Below are 17,614 nucleotides of genomic sequence, written 5' to 3'. Positions count from 1 at the left end.
GGCGATCACCACGCGGCACAATGGATTTCGGACCTGCGCGAAGCGCCGAAACACCAGGTCGGACGGCGCTACACTGGGGTCCTGCCCAGCTGAGCGCGCTCTTCGGCTCGTCCCGTGGCAGCTCACCGGAGAGGGCGTGCGATGTCTACGGTTACCCGCTGGAGCGACCGTCGCACCGCATGCCCGGGCCCGAGTTGACGACCGGGGGCGGGGATGCGGATGCCGCCGTTCACCGATCGCACCGAGGCGGGCCGGCAGTTGGCCGGGCTGCTCACGGCCTTTCGCGGCCCTGACGTGGTGCTGCTCGCCCGCCCCGGCGGCGGGGTGCGGGTGGCCTCCGCCATTGCCGCCGAACTGCACGTTCTGCTCGATGTCATGCTGATCCGCGCCCTCGCCGTGGCCCGCCGGCCCGATCTGGTCTACGGGATTCTCGGCGAGGACTCCGCCCGCATCGTCGATACGGCGGCGCTGGCGGGCGGCGGCCTCGGCACGCCGGAACGCACGTATGCCGAAGCGGCGCAGGCCCTGCGCCTGCGCCGCGAGGCGTTCGCCTACCGCGGCAACCAGCCCCGGGTGGCGCTGGCCGATCGCACCGTCGTCCTGGTCGACGACTGCCTGACCGACACCACCGCGCTGCGCGACGCGTGCCGAATGGCGCGGGTACAGGGGGCGATTCGCATTGTGGTGGCCGTGCCGGTGGGCAGCTACCAGGATTTACGCGCGCTCACCGCCTACGCCGACAAGGTGGTCTGCCCGCACGCCACCACCCAGCCGCCGGTGGCCGCGGGATGCTATCGGCACGACACCGAAACCGGCGCCGCCGATATCGCCGCACTGCTGAGTGCGAATACGCTGCCCTGGCTACCGGATCCGCGGTGAAAGTCGTCACGTCGCCGAATACGAATTGACTTTCCCCCGAGCCGTCTCTACGTTGAGTTGTGCACCTCGATAGGCGAGGCTCCTGTACGAACACAGGCCACTGATCTGACGACGTCGAGAGACGCCCAAGGTTAGGACAGATAGCTCCGGATTAAGGGGTTATCCAAAGTGGCTTTCCCATTGTGGAACACGTCGTGCAGTGCCGAAGCTCTGACGAGAGGGGTGTCCGCCCGAATCCGGTTCCACCGGGCCTTCTCCCCCTAGTGCGCCGATGTATCGCGTATCCGTAGTGAGGAGGTCGGGGCAGCCATATGACGCCCGCTGATAGTCCGGAGTCTCCGGACCGGCCCCACACCTCCGGTTCGGGCCGATAAAGACCACACCATAATTCACCGGCATTTCGACAGCGCCGTGCGCTGCCGGAATTCCCGCCTGCGAAATTCACGCTGAATCCGGAATTTCGCCGATCCATGCTGCCGTCCGCACGACCGTGCGCCGACGGTGATCGAACGTGCCCGCAAACAGTCATGGGCAACGGTATTCAGAGGGACGAATCCAATGCGAATTCGCATGATCATGCTCACCGCCGCGGTGACCATCGCGGCCGTACTCGGCAGCCAGGCCACCAGCCCGGCTCAACCTCCGCAGACACAACAGCCCGCCACCGCCATCGACAACGGCCGGGTGCGCGGCGACGCCCGCATCGTCGACCGAAACGTGGTGCTGCGCACCGATATCGGCAGCCTGCGCCGCACCGGCGATCAGCTGCGGATCGTCGGCCCGGACGACGTCGTGGTCGCCGCGATCCCCTTGACCATCACGCGGCAGGACACCGCGTATCCCATCGACGCCCGGATCGACGGCAACACCGCCACGTTGACTCCGCGCCTGGACCGGGGCCGGCCCGTCACCGACGCGGAACGGCACGAGATGGCCGGGGCGCAGGCCATTGCCGGGGACAGTCCGGAGGATCGGTTCAACACCGCCATGGGCAATCTGAACAATGAGCTCGCCGTGACCGTGGCGGTGGGCACCCTGCTCGGCGCCATTGTCGGCGCGCCCCTCGGCTGTGTGGTGCTCGGCCTGCTCGGCCTCACCGCCGCCGGCTTTCCGAGCGCCTTCACCCTGGCGCTGCCCGGCGCCATCGCCGGCTGTCTCACCGGCGCGGTGACCGGGGCCGGTATGGGCGTGGTCGTGTTCAACCTGCTGATCGGCGTGCCCGCGCTGATCGCCTCGGCCGTGCACTTCTACAACGTCATGACCGCGCCGCCCGCCGTCGCGGCGAACGACTGACCAAGGGCGGCAACGCCTCTCACCGAGAGGAGATCTCATCATGACTGCCGAACTGGCAATTCCGAACCACCCCGGGACCGCCCCGGACCGCACCCGGGCGCGCGGGCGGCTGCGCCCGGCGGACTATCTGCTCATCGCGGGCGGCGTCGCGCTGACCATCCTGGTGCTGCGCCTGTTCCGCGATATGTCGGTGCCCTGGACCCCGGGCGCCGGCTCCGACACCGTCTCCACCGATCCGCGCGAATTGCCCTACTACGCGGCGCGCACCACGCTGCGCATGTTCCTGGGCCTGGCCGCCTCGATCGTGTTCACCCTGATCGTCGGTCAGTGGGCGGCGCGGTCGCGGCGGGCGGAGAAGGTCCTGATTCCCATGCTCGACGTGCTGCAGTCGGTGCCGGTGCTGGCGCTGGTGTCGATCACGGTGACCGCCTTCGTCGCCATGTTCCCGGGCTCCTACCTGGGCGCGGAGGCGGCGTGCGTATTCGCGATCTTCACCGCCATGGCGTGGAACATGACCTTCGCCTACTACCAGGCGCTGCGCAATATGCCGCGCGAGCTCGACGAGGCGACCCGCATGATGCGGCTGACCCGGTGGCAGCGGCTGGGACGCCTGGAGGTGCCGACGGCCATGGTCCCGATGATCTGGAACGGCATGATGAGCTTCGGCGGCGCCTGGTTCATGCTGGCCTCCTCCGAGGTGATCAGCGTGGCCGGCAATGACGAGGCGCTGCCCGGTATGGGCAGCTTCATCGCCGCGGCGACCGCCGAGGCGGCGGTGGGCGATCTGCTGCTGGGCGCGGCGGTCATGGTCGCCACCATCGTGCTGGTGAACGTGCTGTTCTGGCGGCCGCTCACGGCGTGGTCGGAGCGGTTCCGGGTGGAGCACACCGAAAGCGCCTCCGCGCCCAGGAGTCTGGTGCTCGATCTGCTGCGGCGCACCACGGTGCCCGCGCGGATCGGACGGCGGTTGCGACCTGCGGCCGACGGAATCGACCGTGCCATGCGGATTTTCGGACGCAGCACCAAATCCGCTTACGACCAGGGCAATTCGAGCCCGGCCGGTGACGTGCTGTTCTTCGGAGTGCTGTTCGCCGCGATCGCCTGGGGCATCTGGACGCTGGCCACCTATTTCGAAAGGACGGTCGGCCTGGCGGAATTCGGGCCGACGGCGCTCATGGGCCTGGCCAGTCTCAGCCGGGTGATCGTGCTGCTGGTGGTCTCCACCGTGGTGTGGGTGCCGGTCGGCGTGTGGATCGGCATGAACCCGCGCATCTGCCGGTTCGCGCAGCCGGTGGTGCAGGTGCTGGCCAGTTTCCCGGCGCAGTTCCTGTACATCTTCGTCATCGCCGCGCTGACCTACACCGGGATCTCGCTGAATATCGGCGGCACCGTGCTCATGGCGCTGGGCGCGCAGTGGTACGTGCTGTTCAATGTGATCGCGGCGGCCGGGCAGATCCCGACCGATCTGCGCGAGGCCATGGACGATCTGGGCGTGCGCGGCGCGCAGCGCTGGAAGTCGCTGATCCTGCCCGCCATCGCGCCCGGCTATGTGGTCGGCGCCATCACCGCCTTCGGCGGCGCGTGGAACGCGACCCTGGTCGGCGAGGTCGTCGATTCCGGCGGCACCCATCTCGAGGCGTTCGGGCTCGGCGCGTACATCACCAACGCGACCGCCGACAACGACTTCGCGAAGGTGCTGCTCGGCACCGTGGTCATGAGCATCGTGACCGTGACCATCAACCGCCTCGTCTGGCGGCGGCTGCAGCTCACGGCGGAGAAGCGCTTCGCCCTGCTGTAAACCCACTCCCTTCCGACTCTCCGATTGGAGGACCGACATGACCACTGCCGTCATCACCGTCGACCGCGTCACCAAGAACTTCACCAACCCCTCCGGTGCGCAGCTGCCGGTGCTCTCGAATGTGTCTCTCGAACTGCGCGACGGCGAAATCGTCGCGCTGCTGGGCAAATCCGGCTCCGGCAAGTCCACCCTGCTGCGCATCATCGCGGGTCTGGTGCGGCCCTCGGCGGGCGTGGCGCGCTATCGCGACAGCGAGATCAGCGCGCCCAACGACGGCACCGCCATGGTGTTCCAGACCTTCGCGCTGCTGCCGTGGCTGACCGTGCAGCAGAACGTCGAACTCGGGCTGCGCGCCCTGGGCGTGCCCGAACCCGAACGCACCCAGCGCACCATGGCCGCCATCGACATGATCGGGCTGGACGGATTCGAAAACGCCTATCCGAAGGAGCTTTCCGGCGGCATGCGCCAGCGCGTGGGGTTCGCCCGCGCCCTGGTGGTGCAGCCGGAGGTGCTGCTCATGGACGAGCCGTTCTCGGCGCTGGACGTGCTGACCGCGGAGAACCTGCGCGGTCAGCTCATCCGGCTCTGGGCGCAGAGCGATTTCCCCACCCGGACCGTGCTGATGGTCACCCACAATATCGAGGAGGCGGTGCAGCTGGCGGATCGAATCCTGGTGCTGGACACCAATCCCGGCCGCATCAAGGGCGAGATCCGCATCCCCCTCGAGCATCCGCGCGACACCCGCGGCCGGCACTTCCTCAATATTGTCGATCAGGCCTACCGCATGCTCACCGACACCGCGTTCGACGGCGACCGCTCGATCGCGCCCACCCCGGCCACCCGGCCGCTGCCCGATGCCAGCGTGGACGGCATGGGCGGCATGCTGGACCTGGTGGCCGCCGACGGCGGCCGCGCCGATCTGCCCAAACTGGCCGGTGATCTGCGCTTCGAGCTCGACGATCTGATGCCGCTGGTGGATGCCGCCACGCTGCTCGGCCTGGCCGTCACCACCGACGCCGATCTCGAGCTCACCCTCGACGGACGCAACTTCGCCGAGGCCGACATCGACACCGCCAAAAGGATTTTCGCCCGCCTGGCCCGCACCAACGCGCCCCTGGTCGCGGCCATTGACCACGCCCTGTCCAGCGCGCCCAACCATCGCCTGCACGACGGCTTCTTCCTCGACCTGCTGCGCCGCGGCTTCACCGAGGACGCGGCCCGCCGCCAGCTCCGCATTGCCGTCGACTGGGGCCGCTACGGCGAGCTCTACGAATACGATGCGGGCGAGCATCTGCTCACCCGGGACCCGCTCGCGGCGTGACGGCCAGGGCGGTCAGTAGGCCCGGGCCTGCGCCGCCCAGCGGGGAGCGAGGTCGCCGGTCAGGCGCTGGGGGAACGAGATTCGCAGCGGGTCGCCGTCGGAGGTGTAGCGGTCGGCGGGATTCGCGGCGAGCCGGTCCAGCCAATAGGCCGAATCGAAGGGCACGGTGTCGTGGCCGGATCGGATGCGGGGCACACCGGCCGGATCCACCGGGCCGTACGGTGCCGGAGCCGGATTCGAGCCGACCAGCATGACCGCGTCGAAAGCATAGGAGGTGCCGTCCCAGCTGCCGGCGGTGGTCAGGCCGCGATCACGGGGCTGGACGCCGAGCGGTAATGCCAGGGTGCGCACCGTGATTCCCGGTGCGGCGGCGGTGATGGCGCGGATGTTCTCGACCAGTTCGCGCTGCACGCCGTCGGCGTCCAAGCCTGCGAGGTTGGCGTGGTTGGCGGTGTGCGCACCGATTTCGTGGCCTTGCGCGACCAGCCAGGGCAGGGCGCGCGGGTCGCCGCCGAAGGGCTCGTTATTGATGTAGAAGGTGGCCTTGGGGTTGAAATCCGGGTAGCGGGCGGCGAATTCGGCGAGGATGCCGGCGGCGCAGTTCGGATCCACGGCCCCGCTGTCGGTGAAGGCGAGCTGGCTGCGGGTGGAGTCGTCGAAGGTGAGGACGACCGGATGGGTGCCGGCGGGCAGGTCGATCCGGCCGGAGATGTACTGGGCGGCGGTCACCGGGCGGTAGCCCTCGCGGTAGAGCCGCTCCAGTTCGTCGCGGAACTCCTCGGGGGTCTGGTCGTAGTCACCCGCCGGGTGCGGCGAGAGCTGGTGATACATGAGCACCGGGACGAGACCCAGTTCATTGGCGGCGATCTCGGCCGGATTCGGGGGCGGCTGTGTCGATTCCGTTGCCGTTCCGGGTGTCGCCGTCGGCCCGGCCGGAACCGTTTCGTTGTCTGCCCCGCACGCGGCGAGCCCCGCGCACACCAGCACCGCCGAGACCAACCGAACGACGGTGACCGAACCCCGCACCATCAAGGGAACGTTACGCGGCAACAACGGTTTTCAGTTGATCTTCGGAAAACCGGGAGTCCGCAGCGGAACTGCGGGATAGTGGCCCTGACACATACCTGGTGGAAGTTGGTGTACGCGTTGCTTATGCGGCTCCGGTCGGCCAATCGGCAGCGATTGGCGATCATCGCTTTCGGTGCTGTCCTCACCATCCTGGTGGTCTCGCTGGTCGCCGGTTTCGCACTGGGCAGACCGTCCAGTCCCCCGCCCGCCGATACCACCCCACCGGGCTTGGAGGTGAGCGCGCCGGATGCCGTGCCCTCGTATCGCGGCCCGGTTGTGGTGCGCGGCACCGCAACCGATGCCACCCGGGTATCGATCGGCACGGTGGCGGTGACGCCCGGACCCGGCGGGGCCTTCGAGATCTCCGCGCCGTGGGCGCCCGCCCTGGAGGTCGTCGCGGCGGATGCGGCGGGCAATCAGAGCAGCCGCACCGTCGCCACGACCGTCGCGCTGCCGCGCCTGCGCGCCGTGCACGTGACCGCCCACGCCTGGTCGCACGAGGGCCTGCGGGAAGCCGTGCTCGACCTGGCGCGCGAGGGCCGGATCGACACCGTCCAGCTCGATATCAAGGACGAGGACGGCGTCGTCGGCTACGACTCACAGGTGCCGCTCGCCCGTGATTCCGGTGCCGCCCAAGGCATCTACGACGCGCCCGCCGCGCTGCGGCAGCTGCACGACATGGGTTTGCAGGTGGTCGGCCGCATCGTCGCATTCCGGGATCCGACCATTGCCGAGTGGGCCTGGCACAACGGGCGGCCGGACTGGGTCCTGCAGAACCCGTCCGGTCAGCCGTATTCCAGCCACTACGGGCCGATGGCCTTCTCCAACGTGGCGAATCCCGAAGTGCGCCAGTACAACATCGACCTGGCCGTGGAGGCCGCGCAGCTCGGGTTCGACGGCGTCATGTACGACTACATCCGCCGCCCGGACGGCAGCCTGTCGAGCATGGTCTTCGCCGGTCTCACCGACTCCCCCGCCGTCGCCATCGCGAATTTCCTGGCGCAGAGCCGGGATCCGGTGCACCGGGCCGGTGCGCACCTGAGCGCCGCGGTCTATGGCATCGCCGCCACCCGGCCGGACGAGATCGCCCAGGACATTCCGCTCATGGCCCGCAATGTCGACTTCGTCGCGCCCATGCTCTACCCGTCGCACTGGAACTCCGGCGAGTACGGCGTGGCGCATCCCAACGGCCAGCCCTACGACATCATCTTCCGCTCGCTGCAGGACTTCCACGCCCGCACCGCGGGCACCGGCGCGAAAGTCGTTCCGTGGCTGCAGGATTTCAGCCTCGGTGTGAGCTACGGCGATGCCGAGGTCCGGGCCCAGATCGACGCCACCCGCGACGCGGGCATCGACAGTTTCTTCCTGTGGAATGCCGCCACGCGGTATCACGGCGGCGGTATCGACCTGCCCTGACCGCAGCGGCGGCGCCGTTCTCCGGACGCAGCGCGCAGAGGGACGGGCAATCCCGGGTAAAGCGATATTTCGGGCATACAGTGAGGGACGGTCGTCAAGATCGGATCGGGCGAGAGGCAGATCGATGGGCTGTCCCACCACTGTTCGCCGCATGATCATCGGCGCGTGCGCACTGCTCGCGACCACCGGCTCGGCCGTGCCGGTCGCCGGGGCGCAGCCACCGCGCAGCGCGCTGCCGGCCGGGCTCGTCGCCGCGATCGAGCGCGATCTGCGCATCGACACCGGCGAGTATCTGAAGCGGGCCGCCACCGCCCATCGGCTCGCCGAGTTCGAGACGAGAGCGCAGCGGGACTTCGCGACGGTGTGGGCGGGCGCGCGACTCGACGACCGGGGACGGCCGATCGTCGCCCTCACCGCGGGCGCCGAGGAGGGCGCGGCACGCCAGGCGGCGCTCGCGGCCGGATTCGGCACGACGCAGGTCATGCACAGCACGCAGACGCTACGGGCACGCCGGCTCGACGTCGAGCGCTGGTATGCCGCGCAGCAACCCGAGATCGCGGGCAGCCTGGTCGCCTCGGCCATCGATGTGCAGCGCAATACCGTCGCGATCTACACCACCGGCCGGCCGATGCTGCCCGAGACACTCGGCCCGGCGCTGGTCTCGGCGGGCCTCGCGGCGCCCATCGGCCCGGCCGTGTCGGGGCCCGCGCGGGCCGCGGACATCGCGGGACGCGCGCCCGGGCGGGAGTTCCACGGCGGGCACGAGTACGGCGTCGAGTTCGGCGACCGGAACGCGCTGTGCTCGCTCGGCTTCCACGCCACGACGGCGGGCGGTGACACACTCAATATCAGTGCGGGACACTGCGATCCGAACAATATCGCGCGGTCGGAAGCGCGGACCCGAGAACCGCGGCAGATCTTCGAGACCCTCGGCGACGAGCGCGGCGAGGCGATGGGCCACTTCGTCAAGGCGGTCATGGGCCCCCGCGACTACTCGATCATCGGGATCAATGAGCGGTACCGAGCCGGATTCCGGAACAACCTGGTGTCGACGGAGCTTCGGGAGCTACCGACCGAACCCCCGGCCACGACGGCCGTCGCGGTGTTCACCACCGCCGCGCCCCAACCGCTGCCCGTCGACGGCGTCGCCATGCCGGTCGTCGGGGCGCCGGTCTGCAAGGCGGGGCGGACCACCGGATTCACCTGCGGAACGATCCTCGAGATCGATCGCACCCTGTACGCGGGCGGTCTGCCCGGGCGGCCGCTGGACCGGGTGCGGCTGGAAGGCATGTTCGCCGCGAGCATCTGCACCATCAGCGGCGACAGCGGCGGCGCCGGCATCACCGGAACCAAGGCGCTCGGCATTGTGAGCACGGGCAGCCACAACTACTGCACCCCGGAGAACGTCAGCAACTTCCAGCCCGTGCACACCGTGCTGAGCGAGAACCCCGATGTCCGGATACGCGTGAATTGATGGCCGGTGTGCGCCACCGACGCGCCCAATGAGCGAATACCCGACTGCCGGGACCGCCGATCTTCCACAATCTGAACATGCCCAAGCCCTGCCTGCTGCTGCAGCTGCGACCCGAGGCCGCCGCGGCGGACGACGAGTACCAGGCCATTCTGCGCGCGGGCGGTCTCGCGGTGAGCGAGGTGGCGCGGGTGCAGATGGATCAGGGGTATCCGGATCTGGACCTCGACGACTATTCGGCGGTCATCGTGGGCGGCGGGCCCAGCAATGTGAGCAGTCCCGAGGCGAAGAAGTACGACTATCAGCGGGAGTTCGAGCCCAAGCTGAAGAAGCTGGTCACCGAGGTGGTGGAACGCGACTTTCCGTATCTGGGCGCCTGCTACGGCCTGGGGATACTCGCGGATGTGCTGGGCGGGCAGGTGGGCACCGGGCGCTACAGCGAGACCGCGGGCGCGACGACCATCGAGCTGACCGATCAGGGGCGGGCGGATCCGCTGGTGCACGGGATCGAACCGGCCTTCCGGGCCTTCGTGGGGCACAAGGAATCCTGTCAGCAGGTGCCGCCCGGGGCCGTCCTGCTGGCCGAATCGGCCGGCTGCCCCGTGCAGATGGTCCGGGTCGGCGCCAATGTGTACGCCACCCAATTCCATCCGGAACTCGACGGCGCGGGACTCGCGCTGCGCATCGAGATCTACCGCCACGCAGGCTATTTCGATCCCGGCGAGGCGGATTACCTCACCGAACTCGGGCACCGCGAGACGATCACCGAACCCATGCGGATCCTGCGCAGGTTCGCCGCCCGGTACATCAATGGGGGCGGCGCGCCGTAGCTCGGCGGCGCGGGCGGCCCGGGGCCCACGCCGCGATCACCACCGCCGCTGCCGGCATCAGTATGCCCAGGACGGTTCCCGCTTGCTGAAAGCCTTGCAGGAATGCGGTTTTGGCGAAGTCGATCAGCGGCTGGGCCTGCGGTCCGGCGCGGTCGGCGACCTGAAGGGCGGCGGCGAGCGAATCGCCGACCGGGCCGCGAGCCGCCTCGGGCAGCCGGGGCAGCGCGGGCGCGATGTGATTGGAGTACCCGGCGGCCAGGACGCTGCCGGCAATGGCAATGCCCAGGGCCGCGCCGATTTCGCGGGCGGCGTCGTTCACGGCGGCGGCGACACCGTGTTTGGCCACGGGGGTCCCGGCGACAATGGCGGCCGTGGCGGGAGCGCTGCTCAGGCCCATCCCGGTGCTCATGACCAATAGGGAACCGAGGACGTCGAGATACCCGCTGGACAGGTCCAATCGGGCAATGGCCAGCAGGCCGCCGCCGACCAGGGTCAGGCCGGTGAAGGTCACCGCGCGCAGACCGAAACGATCGACCAGGCGATGCGTGAACAGCGAAACCGCCACCAGGGGAACGATCATCGGGCCCATGGCCAGCGAGGCGAGCAGCGGAGAATAGCCGAGGATCAGTTGCAGGAACTGGACCAGCAGCATGAACAGCCCGAAGGACACCAGGAACTGCATGGTCAATGACACTGTGCCGCTGCCGAATCCGCGGTCCCGGAACAGGCGGACATCGAGCAGCGGATGGGTGGTGCGCACTTCGATCAAGACGAAGACCGCGGCCGCGGCGACACCGCCGCAGAGCGTGCCGAGCACCAGCGGATCCAGCCAGCCCCGCGCGGGCGCCTCGATGGCGGCGACAACGACCAGGCCGACCGCCGCGGCCACCGTCACGGATCCCCACAGGTCCAGCGGAGGCCGTTCGGCCGCAATGGATTCGGAGACGGTGCAGCTCGCCGCCAGCAGCAGCGCACCGATGACCGTCATACCGATGAAGATCGATTGCCAGGGCAGCCACTGCAAGAGCAGCCCGGAGCCGATGATCCCCAGTGCGCCACCGGATCCCGCCACACCCGCCCACACGCCCACCGCCTGCCCGCGGCGTTCCTCGGGAAAGCCGGCGGTGAGCAGCGACAGGGTCGACGGCATGACGAATGCAGCGCCCACGCCCGCGACCGCGCGCGCCGCGATCAAGCCGATCGGGCCGTCGAACAGCAGCGGCGCGGCCGAGCCGAGGGTGAACACCGCCATGCCGGCAATGAGCACCACGCGCCGTCCCCATCGATCACCGAGCGCGCCCGCCGGCAGGACCAGACAGGCCAGCGCGAGGGTGTAGCCGTCCACGACCCAGGTCAATTGCTGCTGGGCGACACCGGTTTCGGCGGCGATGCCGGGTAGCGCGGAATACAGTGCGGCCATGGCCGCGACCACCAGCGCCACGGACAGGCCGGATACCGCCAGCATCCAGCGGTGCGCCCGCGAGAGCCGAGTCGCCGTGCGCTGCCCGGTGGACACCATCGGGACCTCCCCGACAAACAGTACTAACAGTATCGCTACGCTACTCCCGGTAGCGAAACCTGGGAAGGAGTGAATTCCGTTGTCCCCCTCGCGCGCCGACGACACCGACCCGGATGCCATGGACCCCCGCCGGGCCCGCTCCCGGGCCCGCCTGCTGGACGCGGCCACCACCCTGCTGAAATCCGGTGGCGTGCACGCGGTCACGATCGATGCCGTCACCAAGCTGTCGAAGGTCGCCCGCACTACCCTCTATCGCCACTTCGATTCCTCGGCCGACCTGCTGGCCGCCACCTTCGAACGCCTCGTCCCGCCGGTCTCCCCGCCGCCGGACAGCGGCCCGCTGCGCGATCGGCTCGTCGAGCTCATCGCCCGCCAGACCGTCCTCATCGACGAGGCCCCGGCCTACCTGACCACCGTCGCCTGGCTGGCCATGGGCGCCCCGGAATCGAAAGGTCAACCCCCGCAGACATTCACCAATCTGCGCGACCGCATCATCGAGCAGTACCGCAAGCCCTACGACGAGCTACTCGAACTGCCCGAAGCCCGCGACCTGCTCGGCGACTACGACACCACCCTCGCCCTGTCCCAACTGCTGGGGCCCATCGTCTTCGCCAAGCTCACCGGCCTGCGCCACTTCACCCGCGACGACTGCGCGCACCTCGTCGACGACTTCCTCCGCGCGCGCCGCACCGGGCACCCCTGACCTCGCTCTTCACGGCGTCCCCGGTCCCGGCGAATCATCAACCAGCCCAACACGCCGCGCCGCAGTTGGTCATGCGATCACCGGGAACTGGTGGCGGCATTCGCCAAGAAGGGTCCGCCACCAGTTCCCGGTCGGCGGCGAGTTCGCCGTCGAGGAGATCGATGATCAATGGCACCGCCCCCAGGCCACCTGGTCTGGGAGTCAGACCACAGGGAACAAGCTGAGGCCGGGGCGATGCACGTTCGGATGCCGCCGGTCAGGCGATGATGCGGAGCGGGTGCTCGATCACTTCCTTCAACTGCTGCAGGAACTTCGCGGCCACCGCGCCGTCGATGGCGCGGTGATCGGCGGACAGGGTGACCCGCAGGATCTTGCGGGCGATCACCTCGCCGTCCGCCAGGCGCAGTTCGTCCTGGGCCGCGCCGACCGCGAGGATTGCCGATTCCGGCGGGTTGATGACCGCGGTGAACTGTTCGATGCCGAACATGCCCAGGTTGGAGATGGTGAAGGTGCCGCCGGACATGTCCTCGCCGCGGAGTTTGCGATCGCGGGCGCGGGCGGCCTTGTCGCGGCTCTCGGCGGAGATCTCCGAGACGCTCTTGCGGTCGGCGTCGTGGATCACCGGGACCAGCAGGCCGGCCGGAGTGGCGACCGCGATGCCGAGGTTGACGGCCTTGTGCTGGAGCAGCTTGTCGCCGGCGAAGCTGACGTTCACCGAGGGGTCGGTGCGCAGCGTGGTGGCGACGGCCTTGACCAGCAGGTCGTTGACGCTGACCTTGCCCTTGCCGGCGTCCTCGAGAGTCCGGTTGAGCTGTGCGCGGAAATCCAGCAGGTCGGTGACGTCGATGGCGCTGGTCAGGTAGATGTGCGGGGCCTGCTGCTTGCTCTCGGTGAGCCGCTTGGCCGACACCTGCTGGATGGTGGTCAGCGCCACCTCGTCGAAGTCGCCCGCGACAGGAGCCGGTGCGGACGGGGTAGCCACCGAAGCCGCCGGGGCCGCCGGGGCGGGAGCAGCCGCGGCGGGCGCGGAAGCGGTTGCGGCAGCGGCAGCGGCAGCGGCAGCGGCAGCGGCAGCGGCCGATTCGACATCCTGGCGGGTGACCCGGCCACCCGGACCGGTGCCGGTCACGGCCGACAGCTCGACGCCCAGCTCACCAGCGATCTTGCGGGCCAGCGGCGAGGACCTCTTACGCTCGCCGCCGACGGCAGAATCGGCTGCGGGAGCGGCGCTTCCATTGCCCGACGGCGGCACGGCCGCGTTTCCGGCAGCCACTGGCTGCACAGCGGGCGCGGGCTGGGGGGCAGGCGCGGGCTGCACCACCGACGCAGGCTGCGCGGCAGGCGCGGGCTGGGTGGCAGGCGCGGTATCGCCGGAACCGGCAGCCGGGGCGGACTTCTCGCCGGGCGCGGCGGCCCCGCTGCCATCGCCCACGATGCCGATCGGCTCGCCGATCGGCACGCGCGTACCGGCCTCGGCGAGGATCTGCTCCAGCACGCCGTCCTCGTAGGCCTCCAATTCCATGAGGGCCTTGTCGGTTTCGATCTCGGCGATCACTTCACCGGCGGCGACCTGGTCGCCCACATTCTTGAGCCAGGCCGCGATGACGCCGTCCTCCATGGTGTCGGAGAGGCGGGGCATGGTGATTTCAGGCATCGAAGTCTTTCTCCTCAGCGGCGGCGGCCGACGGCGGCCAGGGTCTCCAGCGCCGCGGTGTAGAGCGAATCGGCCGAGGGCAGTGCGATCCGCTCCAGCGGTTTGGCATAGGGCAGCGGCACTTCGGCCATGGCGACGCGGCGCACGGGGGCGTCCAGATAGTCGAACGCGCCGTCGGAGATGGACGCGGCCACCTCCGCGCCGATGCCGTAGGTCAGCCAGTCGTCCTCGCCGATGACCGCGCAGCCGGTCTTGCGCACCGAGGCCACAATGGTGTCGCGATCCAGCGGCCGCAGGCTGCGCAGGTCCACGACCTCCGCCGAAATACCCTCCGCAGCAAGGCGTTCGGCGACCTGGGTGGCCACGGTGGCCATGCGCGAATAGCCGATGAGGGTGATGTCGGAGCCCTCGCGGGTGACCGCCGCCTTGCCGATCTGGGCGGGCGGCAGATCCTCGGGCACCTCGCCCTTGGTGTTGTAGAGCGACAGGTTCTCCAGGAACAGCACCGGATCGTCATCGTCGATGGCGGCCTTGAGCAGGGCGCGGGCATCGGCGGGCGTGGACGGTGCGACCACCTTCAGGCCGGGCACGAACGCGTAGTACAGCTCGATGTTCTGCGAATGCGTGGCGCCCAGCTGCTGGCCGCCGCCACCGGGGGTGCGGATGACCATGGGCACGCTGGTCTGGCCGCCGAACATGCCGTAGATCTTGGCGGCGTGATTGACGATCTGGTCCAGCGCCAGCAGCGAGAAGTTGATCGTCATGAGCTCCACGACCGGGCGCAGCCCGAGCATGGCGGCGCCGATCGCGGCGCCGACGAAACCCTCTTCGGCGATCGGGGTGTCGCGCACCCGCTTCTCGCCGAACTCGGCCAGCAGGCCGGCGGTGATCTTGTAGGAGCCTTCGAAGACGCCGATCTCCTCCCCGATCAGGAAGACGTCGTCATCGCGCCGCATCTCCTCGCGGAGGGTCTCCCGCAGCGCTTCACGGTAGGTCATGACTGGCATTGGAATCCTCAGCAGGTGAAGAGCGGATCGGCGGGCAGGCGGCGGGAATCGCCGGGCACCGGGGTGGCGTAGTTGTAGTCGAACAGGCTCGACGGATCCGGATGCGGGCTGGCATCGGCGAATTCCACCGCCGCCGCGACACTCTCGCGGACCTCCTGCTCGATCTCGGCCACGGCCTCCTCGGTCAGCACCCCGGCCTCGAGCAGCGCCGCGCGCCAGCGGTCGATCGGGTCGTGCTCGCGCGCCGACGAAACGGCCTCGGCGGTGCGGTATTTGGCGGGGTCCACCACCGAATGCCCCTTGAGCCGATGGCTGACCGCCTCCAGCAGCGCCGGTTTGCCCTCGCGGCGAGCGGCTTCGATGAGCTCGCTCGCGGCATCGCGCACGGCCAGCACATCGGTGCCGTCCACGCGCTCGCCGCGCATGCGGTACGCCGCGGCCCGCTTCCACAGATCCGGTTCGGCCGAGGACATCTCGACCGTGGTGCCCATTCCGGTGCCATTGTTGATCACCAGGAACACCACCGGCAGACGCCACAGCGCCGCGATATTCAGCGACTCGTGGAACGCGCCGATATTCGTGGTGCCCTCGCCCATCTGGCACACCACCACATCGTCGCCGCCGCGGTAGTCGATGGCCAGCGCCGCGCCGATGGCCAGCGGAACCTGGCCGCCCACAATGGCATAGCCGCCCAGCAGCCGGGTGGCGGTGTCGTACATGTGCATCGAACCGCCCCAGCCCTTGGAGGTGCCGGTGGAGCGGCCGTACAGCTCGGCCATGACCCGGCCGGGCTCGATGCCCTTGGCCAGGGCGTAGCCGTGCTCGCGGTAGTTGGTGAACAGGTAGTCGGTGGGGCGCATGGCCGCGCCCAGGCCGATCACGGTGGCCTCTTCACCCAGGTTGAGATGGCAGTAGCCGCCGATCTTGGCCTGCTGATACGCCTGTGCGGTGCGCTCCTCGAAGCGCCGTACGAACAGCATGTCGCGGAAGTAGCCGCGCATAGTGGCGGCATCCTCCCCTGCGACCCGCGCATCGAAGATGTCTGTGGCACCGGCGGTCTCGGCGAGATCGCCGGTCGCGGCAGCCGTGGTGGTCTCAGTAGCCGCAGAGGCCGTGACGGCCGCTCGGGCCGACTTCGACCTGGCGTTCTTGCGGGGTGCGGTGGTCGTGGTCATCGGGCTCTCCTCAACGCTTCCGCGGCGCGATGTGCACCGGCAGGCCGAGACCCACCAGGGCGGCCTCCATGCCGATCTCGCCGAGGGTGGGGTGGGCATGAATGGTGTCGGCGAGCTCGTCGAGCGTCGCCTCGAGCGCCATGGCCAGCGCGCCTTCGGTGATCAGATCACTGGCCGAGGGGCCGATGATGTGCACGCCGAGCACCTCCCGATGCTTGGCGCCCGCCACGATCTTCATGAATCCCTCGGTGTCGCCGAAGGTCTGGGACCGGCCCAGGGCGGCGAACGGGAACTTGGCCGTGATCACCTCGTGCCCGGCGGCGCGCGCGGCGTCCTCGGTGAACCCGACGCTCGCGATCTCCGGGTGGGTGAAGGTGGCGGCCGGGATGACGTTGTAGTCGATGTGGGCGGTGTGGCCGGCGATCACGTCGGCGGCGGTCAGGCCCTGATGCGAGGCGACATGCGCGAGCAGCGCCTTGCCGGTGACATCGCCGATGGCGTAGACGTGCTCGACCGAGGTGCGCAGCTGCTCGTCCACGGGAATGAATCCCCGTGCGTCGGTGTCGATTCCGGCGATATCGAGGCCGAGGTCCGCGGTATTGGGTCGGCGGCCGACGCCGATCAGCACGACATCGGCGTCCAGCTGCCGCGCCTGCTTGCCGCCGACGGTGACGCTCAGGCCGGATGCGCTCTCCGCGATCGCCTCGACGGTCGACCCGGTGAGCACGCTGATGCCGCGCTTGCCGAACGAGCGGCCCAGTGCGACGCCGATCTCCTTGTCCTCCAAGGGAACCAGGCGATCCTGCAACTCGACGACGGTGACCTCGGTGCCGAAGGTGGCGAACAGGCTCGCCCACTCCGCGCCCACCGCGCTGCCGCCGACGACGACCAGGCGGCGCGGCACCTCGGTGAGGCCGAAGGCGCCGTCCGAGTTGATCACGCCGGGCAGGTCCGCGCCCGGGATGGGCAGCCGGGCCGGGGTGGAACCGGTCGCGACGATGACATCGCGGGCGCTGATCTCCCGGACCCGGACCTCGGTCGGCGCGGCGGCATAGCGGGGGCCGCCGGCGAAGACCGGCGACGGGCCCGCCTCGTACACCGCCACGGTGGTGGGGCCGGTGAACCGGGCGTGGCCCTCGATGAGGGTGACGCCATTGGCCTTCAGCAGCCCGGCGACGCCATCGGTCAGGCCCTTGACGATGCCGTCCTTGCGCTGGCGGACGGCGGCGAAATCGAAGCGGACATTGTCGGCGTGCACGCCGAAATCCGCGGCGGCGGTGACGGTGTGGAAAACCTCGGCGGAGCGCAGCATCGCCTTGGTGGGGATACAACCCCAGTTCAGGCAGACCCCGCCGGGTCGCTCCTTCTCCACCAAGCCCACCGACAGGCCCCGTTGGGCCGCGCGGATGGCGGCCACATAACCGCCGGGGCCGCCACCTATCACCAGCAGCTCGAAGTCAGGCACTCGTGGTGCTCCTCA

14 protein-coding genes and 1 riboswitch are annotated in these 17,614 nt (G+C 69.4%); of the genes, 8 read left to right on the top strand and 6 right to left on the bottom strand.

From position 1 onward, the window contains the following. The first annotated feature begins 219 nt into the window (after positions 1-219). The 4 genes from ACFVIV_RS34710 (at position 220) to ACFVIV_RS34695 (ending at position 5,291) form a co-directional block, all read left to right on the top strand. Positions 220-879 (top strand): phosphoribosyltransferase, encoded by a 660-nt coding sequence (locus ACFVIV_RS34710; RefSeq protein WP_379203829.1) that lies wholly within the window; start codon positions 220-222, stop codon positions 877-879. A gap of 58 nt (positions 880-937) precedes the next feature. Then, a riboswitch (M-box (ykoK) riboswitch) is annotated at positions 938-1,108 on the top strand. 329 nt (positions 1,109-1,437) lie between these two features. Further along, on the top strand, positions 1,438-2,172 hold the full coding sequence (locus ACFVIV_RS34705) for a hypothetical protein (protein ID WP_379203827.1): 735 nt from the start codon (positions 1,438-1,440) through the stop codon (positions 2,170-2,172). A 40-nt stretch (positions 2,173-2,212) separates the two neighbouring features. Continuing rightward, positions 2,213-3,970: an ABC transporter permease gene (locus ACFVIV_RS34700; protein WP_379203825.1), complete on the top strand. Its 1,758-nt coding sequence runs from the start codon at positions 2,213-2,215 to the stop codon at positions 3,968-3,970. Between the two features lie 37 nt (positions 3,971-4,007). Continuing rightward, positions 4,008-5,291, top strand: a complete 1,284-nt coding sequence (locus ACFVIV_RS34695; RefSeq protein ID WP_379203823.1) for a nitrate/sulfonate/bicarbonate ABC transporter ATP-binding protein — start codon at positions 4,008-4,010, stop codon at positions 5,289-5,291. A 12-nt stretch (positions 5,292-5,303) separates the two neighbouring features. Here the strand turns inward: ACFVIV_RS34695 and ACFVIV_RS34690 are convergent, their stop codons facing one another. Next, a complete protein-coding gene (locus ACFVIV_RS34690) occupies positions 5,304-6,320 on the bottom strand; it encodes a polysaccharide deacetylase family protein (RefSeq protein ID WP_379203821.1) in 1,017 nt (338 codons plus the stop codon). A gap of 123 nt (positions 6,321-6,443) precedes the next feature. Here ACFVIV_RS34690 and ACFVIV_RS34685 point away from each other — a divergent pair, with 123 nt between their 5' ends. The 3 genes from ACFVIV_RS34685 (at position 6,444) to ACFVIV_RS34675 (ending at position 10,076) form a co-directional block, all read left to right on the top strand. Next, entirely contained in the window at positions 6,444-7,775 is a 1,332-nt protein-coding gene (locus ACFVIV_RS34685) for a putative glycoside hydrolase (protein ID WP_379203819.1), read from the top strand. Positions 7,776-7,926: 151 nt separating this feature from the next. Continuing rightward, entirely contained in the window at positions 7,927-9,249 is a 1,323-nt protein-coding gene (locus ACFVIV_RS34680; protein ID WP_379203817.1) for a S1 family peptidase, read from the top strand. A 77-nt stretch (positions 9,250-9,326) separates the two neighbouring features. Then, positions 9,327-10,076, top strand: coding sequence for a glutamine amidotransferase (locus ACFVIV_RS34675; protein ID WP_379203815.1), 750 nt, complete (start codon positions 9,327-9,329; stop codon positions 10,074-10,076). Here ACFVIV_RS34675 and ACFVIV_RS34670 read toward each other — a convergent pair. Then, positions 10,054-11,595 (bottom strand): MFS transporter, encoded by a 1,542-nt coding sequence (locus ACFVIV_RS34670; protein WP_379203813.1) that lies wholly within the window; start codon positions 11,593-11,595, stop codon positions 10,054-10,056. The two genes, ACFVIV_RS34675 and ACFVIV_RS34670, sit on opposite strands and share 23 nt — an antisense overlap. A 118-nt stretch (positions 11,596-11,713) precedes the next feature. Here ACFVIV_RS34670 and ACFVIV_RS34665 point away from each other — a divergent pair, with 118 nt between their 5' ends. After that, positions 11,714-12,298 carry a TetR/AcrR family transcriptional regulator gene (locus ACFVIV_RS34665; RefSeq protein WP_379203878.1) on the top strand — a complete coding sequence of 195 codons (585 nt, stop codon included), beginning with the start codon at positions 11,714-11,716 and terminating at the stop codon, positions 12,296-12,298. 256 nt (positions 12,299-12,554) lie between these two features. On the opposite strand, the gene ACFVIV_RS34660 is transcribed toward ACFVIV_RS34665, so the two are convergent. Genes ACFVIV_RS34660 through lpdA form a run of 4 tightly spaced genes read right to left on the bottom strand, consistent with a single transcriptional unit; the run spans position 12,555 to position 17,599 of the window. Then, a complete protein-coding gene (locus tag ACFVIV_RS34660; RefSeq protein ID WP_379203811.1) occupies positions 12,555-13,952 on the bottom strand; it encodes a dihydrolipoamide acetyltransferase family protein in 1,398 nt (465 codons plus the stop codon). Between the two features lie 14 nt (positions 13,953-13,966). Then, positions 13,967-14,950 (bottom strand): alpha-ketoacid dehydrogenase subunit beta, encoded by a 984-nt coding sequence (locus ACFVIV_RS34655; RefSeq protein ID WP_379203809.1) that lies wholly within the window; start codon positions 14,948-14,950, stop codon positions 13,967-13,969. Positions 14,951-14,967: 17 nt separating this feature from the next. Further along, positions 14,968-16,134, bottom strand: coding sequence for a pyruvate dehydrogenase (acetyl-transferring) E1 component subunit alpha (pdhA, locus tag ACFVIV_RS34650; RefSeq protein WP_379203807.1), 1,167 nt, complete (start codon positions 16,132-16,134; stop codon positions 14,968-14,970). Between the two features lie 10 nt (positions 16,135-16,144). After that, positions 16,145-17,599, bottom strand: coding sequence for a dihydrolipoyl dehydrogenase (lpdA, locus tag ACFVIV_RS34645; protein WP_379203805.1), 1,455 nt, complete (start codon positions 17,597-17,599; stop codon positions 16,145-16,147). Positions 17,600-17,614 lie beyond the last annotated feature (15 nt).

Source organism: Nocardia sp. NPDC127526 (genome assembly GCF_042672265.1).
GTDB lineage: Bacteria > Actinomycetota > Actinomycetes > Mycobacteriales > Mycobacteriaceae > Nocardia.
Note: the sequence above shows the minus strand (reverse complement) of the source record. Positions and strands in the feature narration are given on the sequence as shown.